Origin of the sequence: Streptomyces sp. NBC_01497 (assembly GCF_036250695.1) — a bacterium.
Lineage (GTDB): Bacteria > Actinomycetota > Actinomycetes > Streptomycetales > Streptomycetaceae > Streptomyces.
The window spans coordinates 3,785,675-3,806,905 of the sequence record NZ_CP109427.1 but is presented as its reverse complement, the minus strand read 5'-3'; the positions used below and the strand labels follow the sequence as shown (position 1 = coordinate 3,806,905).

Below are 21,231 nucleotides of genomic sequence, written 5' to 3'. Positions count from 1 at the left end.
TCACCGACAGGCAAGGGTCTGGCAAGAGGCAAGGGGCCGTGAAAGATGGCTGTACTCGCACTCGACGGTTCGAACCCTGACATCAGCCTGCTCTACGACATCAACGGGCTGGCGAAGGGCGCTCCGTCGTGGTTCGACCGCGTGGTGGAGTCCGTCGGCGACTACGGCATCCCCCTCGCGCTGGTCGTCGTCGTGCTGGCCTGCTGGCTCGCGGTGCGCCGACGCGGCTCGGTCCGTGACTCCGTCAGCGCCGTCGCCGGCCTGCTCTGGGCGACGATCGCCGCCGGCGTCGCGTTGCTCGTCAGCCTGCCCGTACGCGGTTTCGTGGGACGGCCGAGACCGTTCGTCGACCACAAGGGCGTCGATGTCCTCCTGGCGGGCCAGCACGGTTACTCGTTCGTCAGCGGTCATGCCACCCTGGCGATGGCCGTGGGCGTCGGGCTGTTCGTCGTGCACCGCAAGTACGGCCTCGTCGCGATCGGCCTCGCCGTACTGGAGGGGTTCACCCGCGTCTATCTCGGCGTCCACTACCCGACGGACGTCATCGGTGGCTTCGCCCTCGGCACGGCGGTCGCGCTGCTCCTCACTCCGATCGCCATGGCGCTGCTGACCCCGCTGGTGTCCGCGGTCGCGGCCTCCGGCCGGGCCGGGCGGTTCGTCCGTTCGCGCCGGGCGGGCCTCGGCGAGGACGGCGGCGCCGCGGACGGTGAAGAGGGTGACGGGCCGGGCCCGAGACCGTATCCGGCCGACACGCGCGGCCTGGGCGTCAGCGACCCGCGGCCCGACGACACCAACCTCGCTGCCTGAGAGCACCTCGTTCCGGGGCGGGAGACCATCTCTCGGTGACTCGGTGACTCGGTGACTCGGTGACTCGGTGACTCGGTGACTCGGTGACTCGGTGACTCGGTGACTCGGTGACTCGGTGGCTCCGGCGGGCGTGGGGTCTGTGGCGGCCGTGGCGCCGTGCGGGTGCCCCGGGCGGGGAGCAGTAGCGAATGTCAGCGGTCCGCGACGGGCACGGCCTTCGCGCTGACGACGACGTTCGCGTCCCAGTGACCGTCGGGCGCGATCACGCCGCCGCAGGTGATGAGCCTCAATTCGGCGTCGGACGTCGGCCCGTACACGCGTGTCGTCGGGAAACGGTGCGTGGGATACGTGTCGATCCGGGTGACGCGGAACACCACCCGCGTCCCGTCGCCGCGCTCCACCTCGATCCTGTCCCCGGCGCGCAGCCGGCCGATCCTCGCGAACGCGCCGTTCTTCAGATGCGTCCCCCCGACGCGGCTGCCGTGCAGGTACGTGTTGTCGGGGGCGTCCCGGTGTCCCACGAACACCGCGGGCCCCGGCTGCCCCGGCCGTGGGCCCAGCGCGTACCAGCCGGCCTTCGCCGCGTCCGCGAACCCCGGCACCTCCAGGCCCCCCGCGGCATCGAGGGCCAGCGGGAGCACGTCCGCGGTGAGCGCGAGCGCCGGGACGTGCAGGCGTACGGGAGCGCTGTGCGCGTCGGTGACCGGGATCGGGTGCGGGGCCGCGGTCGACTGCGGGGGCAGCGCGGAGGAGGACGCGGGCGATCCCGTCAGCGCCGGGAAGAAGTGGAAGGCGACGGCGGCGACCGCGCTGACGCCCGCCAGGGCCAGCAGCACCTGCACGAGCCTGCCCGCTCCGGTCCTGGTCCCGGTTCCGGCTCCGGTTCCGGTTTCCGTTTCGGCTCCGGTTCCGGCTCCGGTTCTGGTCCCGGTCCCGGTCCGAGTCCTCGTCACGGGCCCGGTTCCGGTTCCGGTCCCGTTCCTGGTTTCGGTCGCCCAGGCACTTCGGCCGCTGCTGCGCCCGCCGCCGTGGCGGGCGTTCCGGGGGCCGGCCGCGCGGCTGTCCGGGTCGCGGGTGCCCGCGCCGCTTTCCTCGTTTCCGGCTCCTTCGGTGGTCGTCAGTGTTCACCGCCCGTCGCGTTCCGGCGGAGCCTGCGGGTCACGACGAGGGCGCCCGCCGACGCGGCCGCGCAGGCGCCGACGGCGAGGGAGATCCCCACCGCGCCCGCCGTCCGAGCGCGGTCCGCGGCTGTCGCCGTCGCCGGGTGCGCGGCGCCGCCGCTCGCCGCGCCGGACGGGGTCGCCTGGAGGGCGCCCACCGCGGCCGTCGTGGCGCGGCCGGGCACGGTGGGCCCCGGGGTCGCGGGCGGCGTGGCCCGGCCTGTGGTCGCGCCGGTGGCCCTGCTCGTCGCCGGAGCGGACGGACGGTCGACCGGTGGCCGGGTCCGGGCCGGTGAGGGGGGTGCGGGGGGCGCGCTGCGGGTGTTCGTACCTTCGCCTTCGCCCTTGCCCTTGCCCTTGCCCGGGGCGGTGGTGACGGGGGTGTGCGGGTGCTTACCCGTACGGCTGGCGGGAGTTGAGGTCGCTGCCCCGGCGGCGTGCGTGCGGGGAGCCGTGCCTCGTGCCGAAGGCGCGGGCGGGCGGGGCGTCGCGGTGCGGTGCGGTTTCGCGGGCGGCCGGGGCGCGGCGGTGTGGTGCGGCCGGGCGGGGCGGGATGCCGGGGGCTCGGGGCGTGACGTCGCCGTTCCGATCTCGCCGGTCGGCAGCGGGCTCCCGTCGGGGGCGACCAGGCGGAAGCCGCATCCCTCCATGTTCTGGCCGCGCGGCCGTTTCGGGTGGTCCTTCGCGTAGTAGTACAGCGGGTGGCGGACGTAGACGACCTGCGGCAGGTCACTTCCCCGGGCGTGGTGCGGGGTGTGGGTGACGTTCCCCGTCACGCCGTGGCCCCTCTTCGGTGATCCCACGGCCGGGGGGAACAGCGCCGCGCACCGGCCGGTGGCGCCCGGCTTGTTGGGCTTGTCGCCTTCTCGCAGGTAGAGCGGGTTGCCGTGCGCGTCGGCGAGGGCCGCGCCGTTCGCCGTGCTGATCAGGGTCAGCTTCTTGGGCTGCGTCGGGCGGTCGACGGCCGTGGCGGTGCCGGCGGCCAGCAGGACGAGCAGGACGGCGGCGGCCGCGACGAGCGCCGGAATGCGGCGTGCGGGAGGGGGCGGGGCATCGGCCATGGGTCAAGGCCATCCGCACCCGCCCCCTCCGGCAACGCCGGTGGACCGTACGGGGGAAGGGATACGCGGGGGGTGCGAGGGGATGCGTGGAGACGGGGGAGGCGGGGGAGTCGGGCGGGACCGGACGTGGGGGAAGCGAGGGGAGCCGGGGGCGAGGGTCGGCGGCCGGCCGGGCCCTCGGGAGCGCCGGGCCCGGCCGGGACCTGTCCCGCCCTCCCCGGCCCGGCGCCCCGCGTGCCTACAGCGCCTGCGGGAAGTCGAAGAGGCGGTCCGGGTCGTACTGCTTCTTCAGGGCCGTGAGCCGGTCGGCCCCCTGCCCGTAGTAGGCGCTCCGCCAGTCGCTCAGGGTCGGATCGGTGTAGTTCTGGTACGCCGCGCCCGACGCGTACCGCCGCATCGCCGAGTGCGTCGAGGCCAGCCACGAACGGTGGGCGCTGCCCGTGCCGCTGGGCTGCCACGACGCCACGTACTGCGCCAGCATCCGGGAGCGACGGTGCACGAACGCCGTCGCCGTCGGGTCGACCCGGTTCACGGCCCCGCCGAGCGCCGTCAGTGCGATGGAACCGCCGCCGCCCTGCGCGACGGGCAGGCGGGTGAACGCCTCGGCCGTCCCGAGGAGCGCCTGGCGTCCCGCCGGGGTCATGGAGCGGTCGTAGAAGTCGGAGGCCGCGGCGTACGTGTCGCGCCGCAGCGCGCCCTGCGCCGAGCGGCCGGGGGTGCTGCCCGCCAGCCGTGTCTGCTGGGCCGTCAGGCCGGAGTAGCCCCCGTACACCGCCATGGCGTCCTCGAAACTGCGGCTTTTCAGCGAGACGGAGCTCGCGGGCCCGGGGCCGCCGGTCTGGTCGGCGAGGCGGTCGACGGCGGTGTGCAGGTCGCCCTCGGTGCCGAGGGAGAACACGGAGACCGACGCCGTCGGCTCGACCCCGCCGGGTCCGGCGTCGAAGTGCAGCGACGACCAGATCTCGTCCGGCTGGTCGGGTCCCCACTCCTGCCAGGACGCGAGCAGCGCGTCGGCCTTGGCCCAGGGCCAGCTCATGAAGGCGGCGACACCCTCGGGCGCGGGGTGGGTGCGAAAGCGCAGCGAGGTGACGACGCCGAAGTTGCCGTTGCCGGCGCCGCGCAGTGCCCAGAAGAGGTCGCTGTGGTGGCCGGCGTCAGCGGTGACGGTGGTGCCGTCGGCCATGACGAGGGTCGCGGCTTCGAGGCTGTCGCAGGCGAGCCCGTACGCGCGGGAGGTGACGCCGTGCCCGCCGCCGAGGGTGAGGCCGGAGACGGCCACGGTCGGGCAGGAACCGGCGGGGATCGTACGGCCCTTGTCGGTGAGGGTCCGGTAGATGTCGGCGATCCGCGCGCCGGCGCCGATGACGCCGTCGCTGACGGCGTCGTCGAGGGAGGCGAGGCGGGATATGTCGATGACGAGCCTGCCGTTGCCGCTGGACCAGCCCGCGTACGAGTGGCCGCCGCTGCGTATGGAGACCGGGGTGCGGTGCGTCCGGGCGAACGCCAGGCACTCCTTGATGTCGTCCTCGCCCGAGACGTAGGCGACGGCGGCGGGCTTCAGGCCGTCGAACCGCGTGTTGTAGAGCTGACGGGCGGTCGGGTAGTCGGCGTCGTCCGGCCGTACGAGGTCGCCGTCGAGTCCCTTGCCGAGCGCGCTCCAGGTCGGTGCGCCGGGGGAGGGGGTGGCGGACGGTGGCCGGGTGCTCGTCCCGCCGCCGGTGGGCGACGGACCGCGGCTGGGGCCGCGCCCGGTGGGGGTGCCGCTGTCGCAGCCCGCGAGTGCCCCGGTGGCTGCGGTCGCCGCGAGTGCCGCCGCGACGGTGAGCACGCTCCTGCGCTCCACGCGGAGACCGGCGAGGCGCCGGCTGCCGGCGCCGGAGCGCTCGGCGGACCGTGCGGAGCGGCCGGCGTCGCCCGTGCCGCCGGTGCCGCCGCCTGGGACGGCGGTGCGGGCGTCGGGCACGGGCGCGGGTACGACCGCGCGAACTCTGGGACTGCTCATGTGGTGATCCCTCCCGCGAAGGACCTGAATGTGGGGAACGTCCCGTGGGGGACTGTCCTTCGCCAGTACCCGACGGTACGAGGGTGGCTTCCGGTTCCTGGAGGCGGTGCCGGGACAGGGGAGGGCCGAGCGGTCCGGGGGGCGGGCGGTGGAGGGAGGGCCGAGCGGTCCCGGGCGGGCGGCGGAGCCCGGATGCTGCGGCACGGCGGGCGGGGGAACGGCCGGTGTCAGGGCCCTGTCTCGTGCGTACGGGCGTCGCTGCGGGCCAGGTCGCGGGATCTGCGCGCGGGACCGCGCCATCCACAGGAGCACTGGGCGGTGCAGAAGGCGCCGCGCTCGACGGTCGACGTCCGGTGGGGCGGGGCGGTGGCGGACGTGGAGAGGCCGGTGGGGTCCGGTTGTTGGTCGCGCACGCCGTACACCGTACTCGCGGGCGCCAAGGCGGTGGGAGGGGGCGGCGCGGGCGCGGACCATGACATACCGCCGCCGGCGTGACCGGTGGGTGCGCGGCGTCGTTATCCGCAGGGTCAGGGGGCATCGGGTACACGGCGGTCGGGCGCTGGGGGTTGGCAGGCGATGGTGGAGCGGCAGGGGCAGCGGGATCGCGGGCAGGGACGGCACCAGGAGCGCGGGCGGAGCGGGGTGTTCACCGCCGTCGCCCTGGCGGGTGCCGCCGGGGTGGTCGCGACGGTCTGCGGCTGCGCGGTCACCGGCGGCGCCGCGGCCGACGACGGGTCGGCCGGCGACGGCACCGCGGCCGTGCGGGGCGCGGCCGGGGCGCTGGTCTCGGCCGGCAGTGCCCGGGCCGTCACGTCGATGGAGATGGCCGCGGGCGGCACGCGCGTCACGATCCGGGGCGAGGGAGGGTACGACTTCCGGGGGCGGATGGGCAGCCTCACGGTCACGCTGCCGAAGGACCCGGCGGGCTCGCCGGAGCACCGGCCGATCACCGAACTGCTCTCGCCCTCCCGGCTGTACATGAAGAACCGGGGCGCGGGCGTGCCGGCCGACAAATGGGTGCGGGTGGAGTCCGCGACGCTGGAGGACGGGAACCTCGTCACCGGCGGTGCGACGGACCCGCTGACGGCCGCCGAACTGCTGCACACGGCGGCGCGGGTGACGTACGTGGGCACGGAGACCCTGGCGGGTGCGACGGTGCGGCACTACCGGGGCGTCACCGATCTGCGCGCGGCGGGCAGACAGGCGCCGTCGTACGCGCGCGCCGCGCTGACGGCGGCCGCGAAGGGGAAGGGGTTCGCCGCGAAGACGGTCCCCTTCGACGCGTACGTGGACGACGCGGGGCGGCTGCGGAAGGTCAGGCAGCGCTTCAGCTACCTGAACCAGGGCAGCTCCGTCACGGTGTCCTCGACCACGCTGCTCTACGACTTCGGTACGCCGGTGTCGGTGAAGCTGCCCCCGGCGGACGACATCTACGCGGGCCGGATCAAGGACTGACGGGTGCGGGCGCGGGGGAGGGAGCGGGCCAGGGAGGCGGGGCGGGCGGCTTGAGCGGGTGGGTCGGGGGAGGCAGGCGTGACCCGGGCGGAGGCGGTCGATGGTTCGCGGGCGCGGGGCCGTGCGGCCGGTTGCGGGCCTGGTGGTCCTGAGGTTCGTGGTGCGCTCGGGGCGGCCGGGATGGCCGAAGGCTCCTGCCGGGTCGCGAAGATAGGGCGCTAAATGGTCCGGAAGTGCCATGCGCGGCCCGTATCACCCTCCCTACGCTAGGGAGCCGACCCCGATCGAGAGAGGTGATGCACGTGGCTCCGTTGCGTACGCCGATCGTTCAGGACCACGTGGCCCTCGTCGAGATCGAGCTCTGCGGGGAGTTGATGATCGCGGCGGCCGCCACGGACGGGGACCGGCTCAGCCCCGACCGCATCGATGAGGTGCTGAGGCTGGCGGCGGAGAGCGCCGCCCGGATCCGGCGGCCGGAGCGGCACTGGGAGTGACCGGCCCGCCGCGGACCGCCCGGTCCGGGCCGACGACCCGCGGCGCGGCGCGCCGGTGGCTCGTACGGACGTGGTCCTTCGCCGGGGTCGGATATCTCACGTCCTGACTCCGGCCCTGTCACCGTGCGCGCCCTGCGGGCGCTGCCTCAGGTGCGCAGCATGCGGGCGATGGCCTGGGTGGCTTCCTGGACCTTTTCGTCGATCTCCGCGCCGCCCTTGACGGCCGCGTCGGCGACGCAGTGCCGCAGGTGCTCCTCCAGCAGCTGGAGGGCGAAGGACTGGAGTGCCTTGGTGGAGGCGGAGACCTGCGTGAGTATGTCGATGCAGTAGACGTCCTCGTCGACCAGCCGCTGCAGGCCCCTGATCTGGCCTTCGATCCTGCGCAGCCGTTTGAGGTGCTCGTCCTTGCGGTTGTGGTACCCGTACACCTGGGGGCCGGTCCCCGGGGCCTGGGCCGGGGCCGCGGAGGGCTTGTCGCCCCGCACGCCGGCCGCGTCTGTGGTCGTCATGGCGTCCTCCGTGGGTGGGCCCCGCGCGGTCCTTCGGTGGCCCGCTTGTGTCTGTTTGGGGAGGTTATACCCCCTGCGGGTATATGATACCTCTACGCGGAGCTTGGGCCAGGGGTATGTCAGGGTGGTGAAGCCGGATGAGCGACACTGGGACCCCGCTCATCTAGCATCGGCCTGACCGAATTCCATGTAACCCGAGGACTCCAGGTGCGTTTTCGTCTGACCCCCAGGGAGACGAGCTTCTACGACATGTTCGCCGCGTCAGCGGACAACATCGTCACGGGCTCCAAGCTCCTGATGGAACTCCTCGGTGCGGATTCCTCCGCGAAAGCCGAGATCGCCGAACGGATGAGGGCCGCGGAGCACGCGGGTGACGACGCGACCCACGCGATCTTCCACCAGCTGAACTCCTCTTTCATCACGCCTTTCGACCGCGAGGACATCTACACCCTGGCGTCGCACCTCGACGACATCATGGACTTCATGGAAGAGGCCGTCGACCTGGTCGTCCTCTACAACATCGAGGAATTGCCACGGGGCGTCGAGCAGCAGATCGAGGTCCTCAGCCGGGCCGCCGACCTGACGGCCGAGGCCATGCCGCACCTGCGGACGATGAGCAACCTCACGGAGTACTGGATCGAGATCAACCGGCTGGAGAACCAGGCCGACCAGATCCACCGCAAGCTGCTCGCCCACCTCTTCAACGGCAAGTACGACGCGATGGAGGTGCTCAAGCTCAAGCAGATCGTCGATGCGCTTGAAGAGGCCGCCGACGCGTTCGAGCACGTCGCGAACACGGTGGAGACCATCGCGGTCAAGGAGTCCTGAGCTTCGTGGACACCTTCGTCCTGATCGTGACCATCGGCGTCGCGCTCGGCTTCACCTACACCAACGGCTTCCACGACTCCGCCAACGCGATCGCCACGTCCGTCTCGACGCGCGCGCTCACCCCCCGCGCGGCCCTCGCGATGGCGGCGGTGATGAACCTCGCCGGCGCGTTCCTCGGCCAGGGCGTCGCGGAGACCGTCAGCAAGGGCCTGATCGGGACACCGCACGGCGACAAGGGCATGGGCATCCTGTTCGCCGCACTCGCGGGCGCGGTCGCCTGGAACGTGGTGACCTGGCGGCTCGGGCTGCCGTCCTCCTCGTCGCACGCGCTGTTCGGCGGCCTGGTGGGGGCGGCGCTGGCGGGTGGCAGCGAGGTCATCTGGTCCGGGGTGATCGAGAAGGTCGTCATCCCGATGTTCCTCTCGCCCATCGTGGGCCTGATCGTCGGCTATCTGGTGATGCTGGCGATCCTGTGGTTGTTCCGCCGGTCCAACCCGCACAAGGTGAAGCGCGGCTTCCGGATCGCGCAGACCGTGTCGGCGGCCGGAATGGCCCTCGGGCACGGCCTGCAGGATGCGCAGAAGACGATGGGCGTCGTGGTGCTGGCGCTGGTGATCGCGGGCGACGCGGACTCGACGAACAACATCCCCGTGTGGGTCAAGATCGTCTGTGCGCTGATGCTGTCACTCGGGACGTACGCGGGTGGCTGGCGGATCATGCGGACGCTGGGGCGGAAGATCATCGAACTCGATCCGCCGCAGGGGTTCGCGGCGGAGACCACGGGTGCGTCGATCCTCTACGTGACGTCGTACATCTTCCAGGCGCCGGTGTCGACGACGCACGTGATCACCTCGGCGATCATGGGTGTCGGGGCGACGAAGCGGGTCAACGCCGTGCGGTGGGGGGTCGGCCGGAACATCGTGATCGGCTGGTTCATCACGATGCCGGCGGCGGGCATCGTCGCGGCGCTGGTATACTGGATCATCGCGGCGATCTTCGGCTGACACGGCAGGGGCGTTCCGCGCCCCGCCGTTCTCACTCGCCGGGTTGCCGGCGTCGACAGGGCCCCTCGCGCTCGGCGCGTACGGGGCCCGTTCGCGCTTTCCAGCGGAGGCATCCGCCTCGACGGGCCGGCGGGCCGACGTGCCGGGCGCCCGGCCCCTCCGACGCCGGGACGCCTCGACGCTCCCCGGCCACATCTCGATGAAGCACCGGTCGGCCTCTCTCGTGGGGCATCCCGGTCACCGTCCCGTTGCCACTCCTACGGCGGCCCCGGTTCCGGGGCGTACGGCGGACCGGATGCCGGCCCGACCGTGCCCCGCCCCCCGGCCGAGATCGCGCACCGTGCTCCGCCACCAGGCCGCCCCCGTATCCGCCCGGAACGCGAAAGTGGGCCCGCCCTCCGTGAGGAGGACGGGCCCTTCGCCGTGCGGTGGCACCGCCATGCAGCACCGCAGGACGGCTCGGTCCGGTCTAGCCGAAGCGACCGGAGATGTAGTCCTCCGTGGCTTGGACCGACGGGTTGGAGAAGATGCGCTCGGTCTCGTCGATCTCGATGAGCTTGCCGGGCTGGCCGACCGCCGCGAGGTTGAAGAAGGCCGTGCGGTCCGAGACGCGGGCCGCCTGCTGCATGTTGTGCGTGACGATCACGATCGTGAAGCGCTCCTTGAGGTCCCCGATGAGGTCCTCGATGGCGAGCGTGGAGATCGGGTCGAGCGCCGAGCAGGGCTCGTCCATCAGCAGGACGTCCGGTTCGACGGCGATCGCGCGGGCTATGCACAGGCGCTGCTGCTGGCCGCCGGAGAGGCCGGCGCCCGGCTTGGCCAGGCGGTCCTTGACCTCGTTCCAGAGGTTCGCCCCGGTGAGGGACTTCTCGACGACCGCGTCGAGTTCGGACTTGCGGCGCCTGCCGTTGAGCCGGAGGCCCGCCGCGACGTTGTCGTAGATCGACATCGTCGGGAAGGGGTTCGGCCGCTGGAAGACCATGCCGACCGTGCGGCGTACGGAGACCGGGTCGACGCCGGAGCCGTACAGGTTCTCGTCGTCCAGGAGGACCTTGCCCTCGACGCGGCCGCCGGGGGTGACCTCGTGCATCCGGTTCAGGGTGCGCAGGAAGGTCGACTTGCCGCAGCCGGACGGGCCGATGAAGGCCGTCACCGTGCGGGGTTCTACGGTCATGGAGATGTCGTCGATGGCGCGGAAGCCGCCGTAGAAGGCGCTCAGTCCGCTGACGTCGATGCGCTTGGCCATGGGTACTGCTCTCAATCCGGGTTTCGGGTGGCCGCGTCAGCGACCGGACGTCTTCGGGGCCTTCCAGCGGGCGATGCCGCGGGCGATCAGGTTCAGGATCATCACGAGGATGATCAGCACGAGGGCCGCTCCCCAGGCGCGGTCGTAACTCGCGCTGTTGCCCAGGTTGTACTGCTCGTAGATGTAGAAGGGCAGCGACGACTGCGGGCCGTTGAACGGATCGTTGTTGATCACCTGGCTGCCGAAGACCAGCAGCAGGACCGGCGCGGTCTCGCCCGCGATACGGGCGATGGCCAGCACGACACCGGTGATGATGCCGCCGATGGACGTCGGGAGGACGATGCTGACGATCGTGCGCCACTTGGGGACACCGAGGGCGTAGGACGCTTCGCGGAGCTCGTTCGGTACGAGCTTGAGCATCTCCTCGGTGGAGCGGACGATGATCGGCATCATCAGGATCGTCAGGGCGAGCGATCCGGCGAAGCCGGAGAAGCCGAAGCCCAGGATCAGGATCCAGAAGGACAGGACGAACAGGCCGGCGACGATCGACGGGATGCCCGTCATCACGTCGACGAAGAACGTGATGACCTTGGCCAGCGCGCCCTTGCCGTACTCGACCAGGTAGATCGCGGTGAACACGCCGACCGGCACCGCGATGATGGTGGCGATGCCGACCTGTTCGAGCGTGCCGATGATCGCGTGGTAGACGCCGCCGCCGGGCTGGGTGCCGAGCACGCCGCTCATCGAGTGGCTGAGGAAGGTGCCGTTGAGGACCTTCGCGCCCTTCGCGACGGTCGTCTCGATCAGCGAGTACAGCGGGATGATCGCGAGGATGAAGCAGGCGTAGACGAGGCTGGTCGCGACCCGGTCCTTCGCCTGGCGGGGACCGTCCGCGGCGCGGGTGACGACGTAGTTCCCGGCGACGAAGAGGATCAGGGCGATCAGGCCCCACTGGATGTGGCTGGAGAGGCCGGCGCCCGCGCCGATGGCGATGCCCAGGACGACGGCACCGGCCGCGATCGCGAGGGGCGTCCACCGGGGCAGCCGGTTGCGCGCGATGGCGGAGCCGCGGTGGCGGATGTCGAGGTCGCTTGCGGTGTGGCTCATGCGCTGGCCCCCGAGTACTCCTTGCGGCGGGCGATGATCAGTCGGGCGGCGCCGTTGACGATCAGCGTGATGACGAAGAGCACGAGGCCGCCCGCGATCAGCGCGTCACGGCCGAAGTCCGTGGCCTCGCCGAAGTGCGCGGCGATGTTCTGCGCGAACGTGCCGCCCTGCGGGTCGAGCAGGTGCAGCGACAGCACCGAGGAGGACGAGAGGACCGTCGCGACGGCCATCGTCTCGCCGAGGGCGCGGCCGAGGCCGAGCATCGAGGCGCTGATGATGCCGGAGCGCGCGAAGGGCAGCACCGAGAGGCGGATGACCTCCCAGCGGGTCGCGCCGAGGGCGAGGGCCGCTTCCTCGTGCATGCGCGGGACCTGCCGGAAGACCTCGCGGCTGACGTTGGTGACGATCGGCACGATCATGATCGCGAGCAGGATCGACACCGTGAACAGCGAGCGCGCGGCCGATCCTGGCGTCGACTGGTTGAAGATGTAGGTCCAGCCGAAGTACTTGTCCAGCCAGAGGTCGAGGCCGTTCATGTGCGGCACCAGGAACAGTGCGCCCCACAGGCCGTAGACGATGCTGGGCACGGCCGCGAGCAGGTCGACGACGTACGAGAGCGGCGAGGCGACCCTGCGGTGCGCGTAGTGCGTGATGAACAGCGCGATGCCGATGGAGATCGGCACGGCGATGCCCATGGCGATGACGGCGCTGACGATCGTGCCGAAGGCGAGGACCGCGATGCCGAACACCGGCGGGATGCTGTCGGCGTTCCACTCGAACGTGGTGAGGAAGTTGCCGTGGTCCTGGGAGATCGCGTTCACAGCGCGGTAGGTCAGGAAGCCGGCGATGGCGGCCATGACGACCAGCAGCAGGATTCCGGATCCCCCGGAGAAGCCGAGGAAGAGCCGGTCGCCGATGCGGAGGACGGGGCGCTGCTGCGCGCCGTCGGCCTCGGCCGGTGGCCGGGGTGGGCTCGGTGGCGGCGCTTCGGCCGTCTGTGTGATGTCCATGTTCTTGTCTCCGGTCTGGGTGGGGGAGGAGGGCTCCCCCGGCGGCGGTGCACCGGATGTACGCAGGTCCCGCGGGCTCGGGGCCACGCGGGACCTGCCGTACACGGATGGATCAGTGGATGGGGAAGGTGACCCGGGTGGGGGTCGGGGTCAGGACAGCGAACCGATCGCGGTACGGACCTGGGAGGCGATCGCGTCGGGGAGCGGCGCGTAACCCTCGGCGGTGAGCTTCTGCTGGGCGTCGGCGCTCGCCATGTAGTTCAGGAAGGACTTCGTGGCGTCGAGCGTCGCGGCCTTGTTGCCCTTGTCGCAGACGATCTCGCTCGTCACCAGGGTGATCGGCCAGGCGCCGTCGGCCTTGGTGGTGTAGTTGAGCTGGAGGGCGAGGTCGCCACCCGTGCCGACGACCTTCGCGTCCGCGATGGCCTTCGACGCGGATTCCGAGCTGACCGTGACCGGGGCGGAGGCGCCGGTGTTCAGCTGGACCGTCGGGAGCTGGCTGGAGGTCGCGAACGACAGCTCGGCGTAACCGATCGCGCCGGCGGTCTGCTTGACCTGCGAGGCGACGTTGGCGGAGCCCGAAGCGGACTGGCCGCCCTTGGCCTGCCAGGCCTTGCCACCGGAGTAGGGCCAGTCGGTCTTCGCGGCGGCGATCAGGTACTTGGTGAAGTTGTCCGTCGTGCCGGACTCGTCCGAGCGGTGGAAGGGCTGGATCGCCGTGGCGGGCAGCTTGGCGCTCGGGTTGAGCTTCGCGATGGCCGGGTCGTTCCACTTGGTGATCTTCGAGTTGAAGATCTTCGCCAGGGTGGGGGCGTCCAGCGTCAGGTTGTCGACACCGGGGACGTTGTAGACGACGGAGATGGGGCCGCCGACCATGGGCAGGTCGATTCCCTGACCGCCGGTGCAGACCTTCTTGGAGGACGTGATCTCCTCCGGCTTGAGCGGCGAGTCCGAACCGGCGAAGGCGGTCTGCCCCTGGACGAACTGCTGAACGCCGGCGCCGGAGCCGATGCCCTTGTAGTTGATCTGGATGTTCTTGCAGGACGCCATGAAGTCCTTGACCCACTCGTCCATGGCGTTCTGCTGCGCGGTCGAACCGGAGGCGAGCAGGCTGCCCGAGCCCTTGCCGCAGTCGATGGAACCGGCGGCGGGGGCCGCGCTCGTACCACTGCTGGAGCTGGTGCTCGCGCTCGCGCTGCTGGTGCTGTTGTCGTCCGAGCCGCACGCCGTGAGAACCAGGGCGCTGGACACGGCGAGGGCGCCGAGCGCGGTGGCACGCAGCCCGTTCTTGCGCAGAAGCTTCACTTCGGGTGTTTCCTTCCAGGAGCCGCCGTACGTCTGAGGTATGCGATGGCGGCGTGCGTCGGGTGAGCCGGTGAGGCGTGAGCCCGTCACCGTGTAAGCCCGAAATTAGGCAGATGAGATGAAGCGGTCGACCGAGAGAAGTGAACGGAGAGTGAACCATGAGGGACGGCCTGGTTCGGCTCCGGCGACTAGCGCCCGCAGGTGTCGATTCAGGTGTTGTCCAGGTGTCGATTCAGGCGCTATTTCGCACTGATTCGGGCGGATCTCTTCCGTGTGGCGGCCGTGAGTGCCGTGGGTGGCACGTTCCCGGGGTCATTCACCCGCGTCTGGGCGGGCGTTCACGCGCGTCGCGCGGGGCGTTCACCGGAGTGCCGGAGTGCCGGAGTGCCGGAGTGGCGGCGGGACGCTACGGAGCCGTGGGGCGGTTGGGGCGTGCGGGGTGACGGGGCGTACGGGGTGAGGGATGCGGCGAGCGGCGGGCGCCTGGCGCCCGAGGTCCTGGACCGGTGGTCGGCGGGTCTCGGTCAGCGGGTCAACGGACGGCCCGGTGCCGGGGGTCGGCCGCCATGGGACACGTGAGTGGTGGTGGGTGGGGCGTCGGTCAACGGGTCCCCGGACCGGCCGTCGCCGCGGTGGTGGTCAGCGGTCGCCCGAGCGGGTGGCGCGCAGTGCGGCGACGAGGCCGTCGACGAGGAGCCGGTCGCGGGGCTGCGTGAGGCGTTCCCTGGCGGCCGCGGGGGACAGCCACAGGATGCGGTCGACCTCGTCGCCCGGGGTGAAGCTGCCGCCGCTCTCCTCCGCCGCCCAGTACTCGACCGTCTTGGGCCGCCCGTCCACCTCGTAGTCGACCGTGCCGATGCGCGCGCCGGGCACGCAGTAGTGGCCGGTCTCCTCAAGGACCTCGCGCAGCGCCGCGGCCAGCGCGGACTCCCCGTGCTTCAGCTTTCCCTTGGGGTGCGACCAGTCGTCGTACGCGGGGCGGTGGACGAGGCAGAGTTCGACGGCGCCGCCCGGCGCGCCGTCGACCACTGCGTTGAGCGCGCCACCGCCCTCGCCGCCGGCCGTGCCGTCATCGGGGCGTGAGGCGGCTCCCGGGCCCCTGCCCGCCGTACGGGGTCCCGCGCCGGAGGTGACGCTCCGCCAGAGCAGGCAGCCCGCCGCGAGGATCGTCTCGCCGCTCCGCCGGTGGTCCGCTGCCGTCATGGTCGCCGTCCCTCGTCCTCACCGTGCGTGGTCACGGTGGTCATTGTCGTCACCGTCGGCGGTGGCGGCAACGCCGCGCCCCTGGCGGCCCCGCCATCGGCGATCACCGGCACCGACCGCGTCAGCAGCGTCGTCGCCGGGCGCCGCCGGACCGCGGCCGACGGCCCGACGTACCCGGTTCACCGCCCGTGACCCCGTATGCCCCGAGGACCGCCGACCACCCGTACCGGGGCGGGCCGAGCGCGGGTGCGCGGCCCCCGCGACGTTCTACGGGTGCTCACCGGCCCCGCGCGGAAACCCGCTCAGCGTGCCGCCGTGGCCGTCGCCTGCTGCCACAGCTGCTGGAACGCGAAGCGGGCCGCCTCCACCTCCAGCCGCTGGTCCGCGTGGAGCACCCCGAGCGCGTACGCGGTCGCCGGGGCGATCCGGGGGGTGCGGGCGGCGTTCGCGGCGGCGGCCGAGGCCTCCGCCGCGTCGCGGTGGCGGTCCAGGGTCCGGCCCGCGTCCGTCAGCACCGGGGCGGGGCCGGCGCCGCCCGGGCACCACACCTCCTGCGCGTAGCGGTGCAGCCGCAGCAACTGCCGGACCTGGTGCCACGGCGCGTCCTGCGCCTCGCCCTCGGACGCGGTGGACAGGCCGTGCACCAGCGCCTCCGCGTTGTACGGGTGGGACGCGCGGGACAGCGGCAGCGCGGCCACCGCGTCGAGCAGTTGACGCTCCGTCCACTCACCGGGTGCGGCGAGCACCTCGGAGGCCGCCGCCGCGCCCACCACCGGCCCGAGCGGCACCTCGGAGGCGAGCACCGCCACCGCGTCGGCGACGGCGTGGAAGCGTGACGAGCCGAGTGCCTGGAGCGCCGCCGAGTGGGCGCGGGTCCTGGCGAGTGTCAGCTGCCGGTCGAGCAGCGCGCCCGCCCGGGAGGCGCCGACGGTCAGCGCGCCGGCCGGCGGCGGCTCCGGCGTGAGCGGTGGCGCCGCCTCCGGACCCGGGGAGCCGTGCGCGGCGCCGCCCGCAAGCCCGGAGCCGTCGGTGGCCGTGGTGGTGCCGTTCGCGGTCGCGGTGGCCGCCGCCGGTGCGGTGCCCGTGGTGGCCGCGTGCGCCACCCGGGCGAGCGGGACGCCGTTCGCGGCCGCGGCGGTTCCGGCCGGCGCGGCCGCGGCGCCCAGGCCGGAGAGCCGGCCGAGCGCCCCCACCAGCCGGTGCAGCCGCGCCGTGCACGCGTGCTCCTGCGCGAGTGTGCCGGCCAGCCAGGCCAGCTCCTTGCGCAGGTGGTCGGCCCACACCGGGTCGAGCAGGACCCGGTACGTGTACAGGGTGCCGCTGATCCGGCGTGCCGAGGCACGCAGCGCGCTCGCCGCCTGCTCGGCGGTGGCCGTGTCGGAGCCGCTCTCGCTGTACAGCCGCAGGCTGCGCAGGAAGTCACCGGCCCGGGAGTGCAGGTACCGGGACAGCACCTCTCCGGCCGCCGTCAGCTGTTCGGTCTCGGCTTCATGGTGCGGCACGCCGGCGCCTCCGGGCGTCAATGAGCATTTCCTGTACGTTCCGCAGGGGCAGCCCGTCCGCGTCCGTGGCGTGCCGGGTCCATTCGCCGTCGGGTCCGAGGTGCCACGAGGAGGTCTTCTCGGACATCCCGGTCTCCAGCAGCCGGGTCAGCGCGGCGCGGTGGGCCGGGTCGGTGACCCGTACGAGGGCCTCTATGCGGCGGTCGAGATTGCGGTGCATCATGTCGGCGCTGCCGAGCCACACTTCGGGCTCGCCGCCGTTGCAGAACGCGAACACCCGGGAGTGTTCGAGGAAGCGGCCGAGTATGGAGCGCACGCGGATGTTCTCGGAGAGCCCCGGCACGTCGGGGCGGATCGCGCAGATGCCGCGTACCCAGATGTCGACGGGGACACCGGCCTGCGACGCGCGGTAGAGCGAGTCGATGATCGCCTCGTCCACCATCGAGTTGACCTTGATCTTGATGTAGGCGGGCCGCCCGGCACGGTGGTGCGCGGCCTCCTTGTTGATCCGGGAGATCAGGCCGTCGCGCAGGGACTTCGGCGCGACCAGGAGCCGGCGGTACGTCTCGCGGCGCGAGTAGCCGGAGAGCCGGTTGAACAGGTCGGACAGGTCGGCGCCCACCTGCGGGTCCGCGGTGAGCAGGCCGAGGTCCTCGTACAGCCGCGCGGTCTTCGGGTGGTAGTTGCCGGTGCCGACGTGGCTGTAGCGGCGGAGGGTGTCGCCCTCCTGCCGTACGACCAGGGACAGCTTGCAGTGGGTCTTCAGGCCGACCAGGCCGTACACGACGTGGCAGCCGGACTCCTCCAGCTTGCGCGCCCACTTGATGTTGGCCTGCTCGTCGAAGCGGGCCTTGATCTCGACGAGGACGAGGACCTGCTTGCCGGACTCGGCGGCGTCGATCAGCGCGTCCACGATGGGGGAGTCGCCGGACGTCCGGTACAGGGTCTGCTTGATCGCGAGGACGTCCGGGTCGCCGGCCGCCTGCTCCAGGAAGGCCTGCACGGACGTCGAGAACGAGTCGTACGGGTGGTGCAGCAGGACGTCCCGCTCGCGCAGCGCCGCGAAGATGTCCGGCGCGGACGCCGACTCCACCTCCGCGAGATCGCGGTGCGTGCCCGCGATGAACCGCGGGTACTTCAGCTCGGGCCGGTCCAGCGACGAGATGCCGAACAGCGCGGTCAGGTCGAGGAGCCCCGGCAGCGGGTACACCTCCGCGTCGGAGACCTTCAGCTCGCGCACGAGCAGGTCCAGCACGTACGGGTCGATGGACTCCTCGACCTCCAGGCGCACCGGCGGACCGAAGCGGCGCCGCATGAGCTCCTTCTCCAGCGCCTTGAGGAGGTTCTCGGCGTCGTCCTCCTCGACCTCCAGGTCCTCGTTGCGCGTGACCCGGAACATGTGGTGCGCGAGCACCTCCATGCCGGGGAACAGCTCCTCCAGGTGCGCGGCTATGACGTCTTCCAGTGGCACGAACCGCTGCGGGGACGCCTCCAGGAACCGCGACAGCAGCGGCGGCACCTTGACCCGCGCGAAGTGCCGGTGGCCGCTGACGGGGTTGCGCACGACGACGGCGAGGTTGAGGGAGAGCCCCGAGATGTACGGGAAGGGGTGCGCCGGGTCCACGGCGAGGGGGGTGAGGACCGGGAAGATCTGCTGGCGGAAGAGCGTGAACAGGCGGGCCTGCTCCTTCTCCGTCAGCTCGGGCCAGCGCACGATGTGTATGCCCTCGTCGCCGAGCGCCGGGGCGACGTCCTGCTGGTAGCAGGCGGCGTGCCGGGCCATGAGCTCCCGCGACCGGGTCCAGATCAGGTCGAGCACCTCGCGCGGCTGGAGCCCGGAGGCCGAGCGCGTCGCGACGCCGGTGGCGATGCGGCGCTTCAGGCCCGCGACCCGGACCATGAAGAACTCGTCCAGGTTCGACGCGAAGATCGCCAGGAAGTTAGCCCGCTCAAGGAGCGGGGTCGCCGGGTCCTCGGCCAGCTCCAGCACGCGCTCGTTGAACGCGAGCCAGCTGCGCTCACGGTCCAGGAACCGGCCCTGCGGAAGCAGCTCGGCCCCTTCGGGCACGCCTGCCTCCTCGTAGGTGTCGAGGTCGGCGTCGAGGTCGGGTTCCAGGTCGGAGACGGTCCCACCGGCGACGGTGCTCGGCCGGTGCGCGGCGATGAAACCCACGGAGGGCTGCGCCGCGGGCCCCTGCGGGCGCGCGGACTGCTGGTTTTGCTGGACCGGTACCTCGGCGGGCTGCTGACTCATGTCCCCATTCTTCCCCGCGGAGGGGGCAGCGGGCGCGTTGGAATCCTTCCGCCCGAGGAAGGCGCCGGGCACGTCGGAGCGAGCAGGGGGGATGTGGCTCCTGCCGTTCTGGGTGGGGGGCACAGCGGGCTGCATGCAGCGAGGATCGCAAGAGCGGCTGAATGAGCGGTGACAGGGAGATGACGTGAAGGAAAGCGGGACGGGGCCCCCAGGGGGCGGGAGCCGCGGCGGCTGGGCCTCTCATGGGCGCGGGCGCCGCGCCGGGGCCGCGTGCGCCCCAGGGCGTCCCGCGCCTTCTCGGCCTCCAGGAGGAGGACGGTGCCGGTAGGCGCGCGGCAACCAGGATGCCTCGCCCGAAATTCACTGTTCCGCTGGGGGCGGGCCGAGGGATTGGCCGAATATGCGTTCGATTAACCGTTTCCTCCGTGGCGCCGACTCTCCCCGGGTCGCGCGGCGGGCGCCGCACCACGCGCCGCGCGGAGGAGAAGCTTCGGCGTACACGTTCAGCCCACGTCACGGCGCCGGCCGACCGCGTCCACGCTCGACGCCAGGGGAAGTGACCGGGCGCTCCGCGCCGCTGCCCCGCGCCTCGGCGGACGAGGCTCGTAAGGTCGAAACACGGCACCGCGAAGACCGGCACCTCCCTGTGTATGTTCTCTGATGCTCTTGACGGGCCCGGGGCCCCACCCCTCGGGGCGCGACTCGCCGAGGATTTCCCGCAGCCAGCCCAGCGAGTCCTGCGCCGGCAGTTCGTCCGCCGGCAGCCACGCCGACCTGGTGACGAGGCGGCCTCTGCGGTTGTCGATCCACCGCTGGAGGTTCGCGTATCCCCGGGCCTTGTACTCGATGCCCTGGACCGGGCGCGTTCGGCACGAACCCACCCTCTCCGCAGAGCACTTGCACGCCATCGCCCTTAGCTCCTCGATGCTCCGGGCAAACCGAGGGTGCTGGACGTACGCGGCGTTCACGCATGGCATCGTCAGAATCGCTCCAACTCCGCGGATCGCCCCGCGAGCCACCGCGCAGCCGTCGGTGTCAGGCCGAGTCGTACGCCCCATCCGCATGCTTGAGCACATCCGATCGCCTGGGCGACGTCGTGGACGGGCGGTGCCGCAGCACTGAACAAGTACAACGGCGCGAGGTCGTGGACACATGCGGTTGCATGCGGACTGCCCCTGATACGCGCGGGTCAGAAGTAGTTCAAGTCCGAGCCACGCCGGCGTGGGTATGTTCCGGACGACGAGTCAGGAGGGGAGACCAGCATGCCCGACCTTCTGCCCCCGGCGGTGTATCCGTCCTGGCACGAGCAGCAGGAACAGGCTGTAGTACTGGAGAGCGGGTACGGCCAGGGCGATGGCGAAGGCGACGACTAGGGCGACGACGTTGACGTAGCTGTCGGTGTACATGTCCTGGAAGGACCGGCCCGACACGTGGCCGTCCTCTTCGAGCAGCCCCGGGTTGTTCTTCAGGATCCTCAGCATGGCCAGCCGGCACACCATGGTGGCCAGGACAGTCGCGTAGTAGAACGCCGCCACGAAGCGGTCGCGGCCGAAGGCGCCGATCATCTCCGTCGGGAGGGGGAGCACGACGACGGACAGCAGCCACCCCATGTTCCACATCGTCAGGGGGCGGGTGACCCTCGCGACCGACGAGAAGGCGCGGTGGTGTTCTCCCCAGATGTTCGCGATGACCGCGAAGCTGAGCACGAAGCTCCAGATCTGGTTGACGTGGTCGGTGATCACCTTGCTCGCGCTCTCGTGGTGGGACGCGACTTCCGGCACGAGGTCGACCAGCGGCAGGATCAACAGGGTGATGGAGATCGCGGTCACCGCGTCGGTGAAGAGCACCAGACGCTCCCCGGAAGCGCCTCCCCTTGCCCTCTCCGGCGCGGGAACCGACGGCTCCGCCGGAGCGGGCCCCTTCGTCCCCGTCTCGTCGACGCTGCCGCTGTCACCCATGCGTGTTCTCCCTCGCCCCTGTCCGAGCTGTCTGACGGCCTGCCGCGTTGCCGGCGTCCGGCGCTGCCGCAGTCCGGTGCTCGCGGGCTTCGGGCAACCCGCGCGGACTCTACCCGAGCTCGACGAGCGGGGAATTGGGAGGTCCGCGACCGCCGGACCCCGGCGTGCGCCGCGACCTCGCAGGCCGTCCCGTCGCCCCTCCCGGACCGTCCACGACCGGCGTGTGTGACCGCTTGCCGTGACCGGCGTGCGTGACCGCCGTGCGTGACCGCCCCCGACCCCCGTCGGTCCCGGGGCCCGGTACCCGGGCCGTCCGTGCGGATGCG

At 72.0% G+C, this 21,231-nt stretch carries 19 protein-coding genes; 6 read left to right on the top strand and 13 right to left on the bottom strand.

Going from position 1 to position 21,231, the window contains the following annotated elements; genetic code table 11:
- Window positions 1-45: 45 nt before the first annotated feature.
- Window positions 46-807 carry a phosphatase PAP2 family protein gene (locus OG310_RS16285; protein ID WP_329456612.1) on the top strand — a complete coding sequence of 254 codons (762 nt, stop codon included), beginning with the start codon at window positions 46-48 and terminating at the stop codon, window positions 805-807.
- Window positions 808-998: 191 nt separating this feature from the next.
- Here the strand turns inward: OG310_RS16285 and OG310_RS16280 are convergent, their stop codons facing one another.
- The 4 genes from OG310_RS16280 to OG310_RS16265 form a co-directional block, all read right to left on the bottom strand.
- Window positions 999-1,643, bottom strand: a complete 645-nt coding sequence (locus OG310_RS16280) for a sortase domain-containing protein (protein WP_329456611.1) — start codon at window positions 1,641-1,643, stop codon at window positions 999-1,001.
- 281 nt (window positions 1,644-1,924) lie between these two features.
- The gene (locus tag OG310_RS16275) at window positions 1,925-3,028 is read right to left on the bottom strand and encodes a hypothetical protein (protein WP_329456610.1); all 1,104 of its coding nucleotides are present in this window, start codon (window positions 3,026-3,028) and stop codon (window positions 1,925-1,927) included.
- A 238-nt stretch (window positions 3,029-3,266) separates the two neighbouring features.
- Window positions 3,267-4,871: an FAD-binding oxidoreductase gene (locus OG310_RS16270; RefSeq protein WP_443078857.1), complete on the bottom strand. Its 1,605-nt coding sequence runs from the start codon at window positions 4,869-4,871 to the stop codon at window positions 3,267-3,269.
- Between the two features lie 386 nt (window positions 4,872-5,257).
- Window positions 5,258-5,443, bottom strand: a complete 186-nt coding sequence (locus tag OG310_RS16265; protein ID WP_329456608.1) for a hypothetical protein — start codon at window positions 5,441-5,443, stop codon at window positions 5,258-5,260.
- A gap of 163 nt (window positions 5,444-5,606) precedes the next feature.
- Here OG310_RS16265 and OG310_RS16260 point away from each other — a divergent pair, with 163 nt between their 5' ends.
- Both OG310_RS16260 and OG310_RS16255 read left to right on the top strand, forming a co-directional pair.
- Window positions 5,607-6,485, top strand: coding sequence for a hypothetical protein (locus OG310_RS16260; protein WP_329456607.1), 879 nt, complete (start codon window positions 5,607-5,609; stop codon window positions 6,483-6,485).
- Between the two features lie 296 nt (window positions 6,486-6,781).
- Window positions 6,782-6,979: a hypothetical protein gene (locus tag OG310_RS16255; RefSeq protein ID WP_329456606.1), complete on the top strand. Its 198-nt coding sequence runs from the start codon at window positions 6,782-6,784 to the stop codon at window positions 6,977-6,979.
- Between the two features lie 146 nt (window positions 6,980-7,125).
- On the opposite strand, the gene OG310_RS16250 is transcribed toward OG310_RS16255, so the two are convergent.
- Entirely contained in the window at window positions 7,126-7,488 is a 363-nt protein-coding gene (locus tag OG310_RS16250) for a metal-sensitive transcriptional regulator (protein ID WP_329456605.1), read from the bottom strand.
- Between the two features lie 207 nt (window positions 7,489-7,695).
- On the opposite strand from OG310_RS16250, the gene OG310_RS16245 reads away from it, so the two are divergent.
- Window positions 7,696-8,316: a DUF47 domain-containing protein gene (locus OG310_RS16245; RefSeq protein ID WP_329456604.1), complete on the top strand. Its 621-nt coding sequence runs from the start codon at window positions 7,696-7,698 to the stop codon at window positions 8,314-8,316.
- A gap of 5 nt (window positions 8,317-8,321) precedes the next feature.
- Complete coding sequence (locus OG310_RS16240) at window positions 8,322-9,320, top strand: inorganic phosphate transporter (RefSeq protein ID WP_329456603.1); 999 nt, start codon at window positions 8,322-8,324, stop codon at window positions 9,318-9,320.
- Between the two features lie 469 nt (window positions 9,321-9,789).
- On the opposite strand, the gene pstB is transcribed toward OG310_RS16240, so the two are convergent.
- The 5 genes from pstB to OG310_RS16215 form a co-directional block, all read right to left on the bottom strand.
- A complete protein-coding gene (gene pstB, locus OG310_RS16235) occupies window positions 9,790-10,566 on the bottom strand; it encodes a phosphate ABC transporter ATP-binding protein PstB (RefSeq protein WP_329456602.1) in 777 nt (258 codons plus the stop codon).
- Between the two features lie 36 nt (window positions 10,567-10,602).
- Window positions 10,603-11,673: a phosphate ABC transporter permease PstA gene (gene pstA, locus OG310_RS16230; RefSeq protein ID WP_329456601.1), complete on the bottom strand. Its 1,071-nt coding sequence runs from the start codon at window positions 11,671-11,673 to the stop codon at window positions 10,603-10,605.
- Window positions 11,670-12,683, bottom strand: a complete 1,014-nt coding sequence (gene pstC / locus OG310_RS16225; RefSeq protein ID WP_329456600.1) for a phosphate ABC transporter permease subunit PstC — start codon at window positions 12,681-12,683, stop codon at window positions 11,670-11,672. Before pstC ends, pstA begins: the two co-directional genes overlap by 4 nt.
- A 150-nt stretch (window positions 12,684-12,833) precedes the next feature.
- Complete coding sequence (gene pstS, locus OG310_RS16220; RefSeq protein ID WP_329456599.1) at window positions 12,834-13,988, bottom strand: phosphate ABC transporter substrate-binding protein PstS; 1,155 nt, start codon at window positions 13,986-13,988, stop codon at window positions 12,834-12,836.
- Between the two features lie 639 nt (window positions 13,989-14,627).
- Window positions 14,628-15,191: an NUDIX hydrolase gene (locus OG310_RS16215; protein ID WP_329456598.1), complete on the bottom strand. Its 564-nt coding sequence runs from the start codon at window positions 15,189-15,191 to the stop codon at window positions 14,628-14,630.
- A 27-nt stretch (window positions 15,192-15,218) separates the two neighbouring features.
- On the opposite strand from OG310_RS16215, the gene OG310_RS16210 reads away from it, so the two are divergent.
- Window positions 15,219-15,383, top strand: coding sequence for a hypothetical protein (locus tag OG310_RS16210; RefSeq protein ID WP_329456597.1), 165 nt, complete (start codon window positions 15,219-15,221; stop codon window positions 15,381-15,383).
- Window positions 15,384-15,493: 110 nt separating this feature from the next.
- Here OG310_RS16210 and OG310_RS16205 read toward each other — a convergent pair whose 3' ends face one another.
- From OG310_RS16205 to OG310_RS16190, 3 genes are all read right to left on the bottom strand, one after another.
- Window positions 15,494-16,645 (bottom strand): CHAD domain-containing protein, encoded by a 1,152-nt coding sequence (locus OG310_RS16205; RefSeq protein WP_443078856.1) that lies wholly within the window; start codon window positions 16,643-16,645, stop codon window positions 15,494-15,496.
- Window positions 16,646-16,679: 34 nt separating this feature from the next.
- A complete protein-coding gene (locus OG310_RS16200; RefSeq protein ID WP_329456595.1) occupies window positions 16,680-18,947 on the bottom strand; it encodes an RNA degradosome polyphosphate kinase in 2,268 nt (755 codons plus the stop codon).
- A gap of 1,244 nt (window positions 18,948-20,191) precedes the next feature.
- Window positions 20,192-20,905, bottom strand: a complete 714-nt coding sequence (locus OG310_RS16190; protein WP_329456594.1) for a TMEM175 family protein — start codon at window positions 20,903-20,905, stop codon at window positions 20,192-20,194.
- Between the last annotated feature and the right edge of the window lie 326 nt (window positions 20,906-21,231).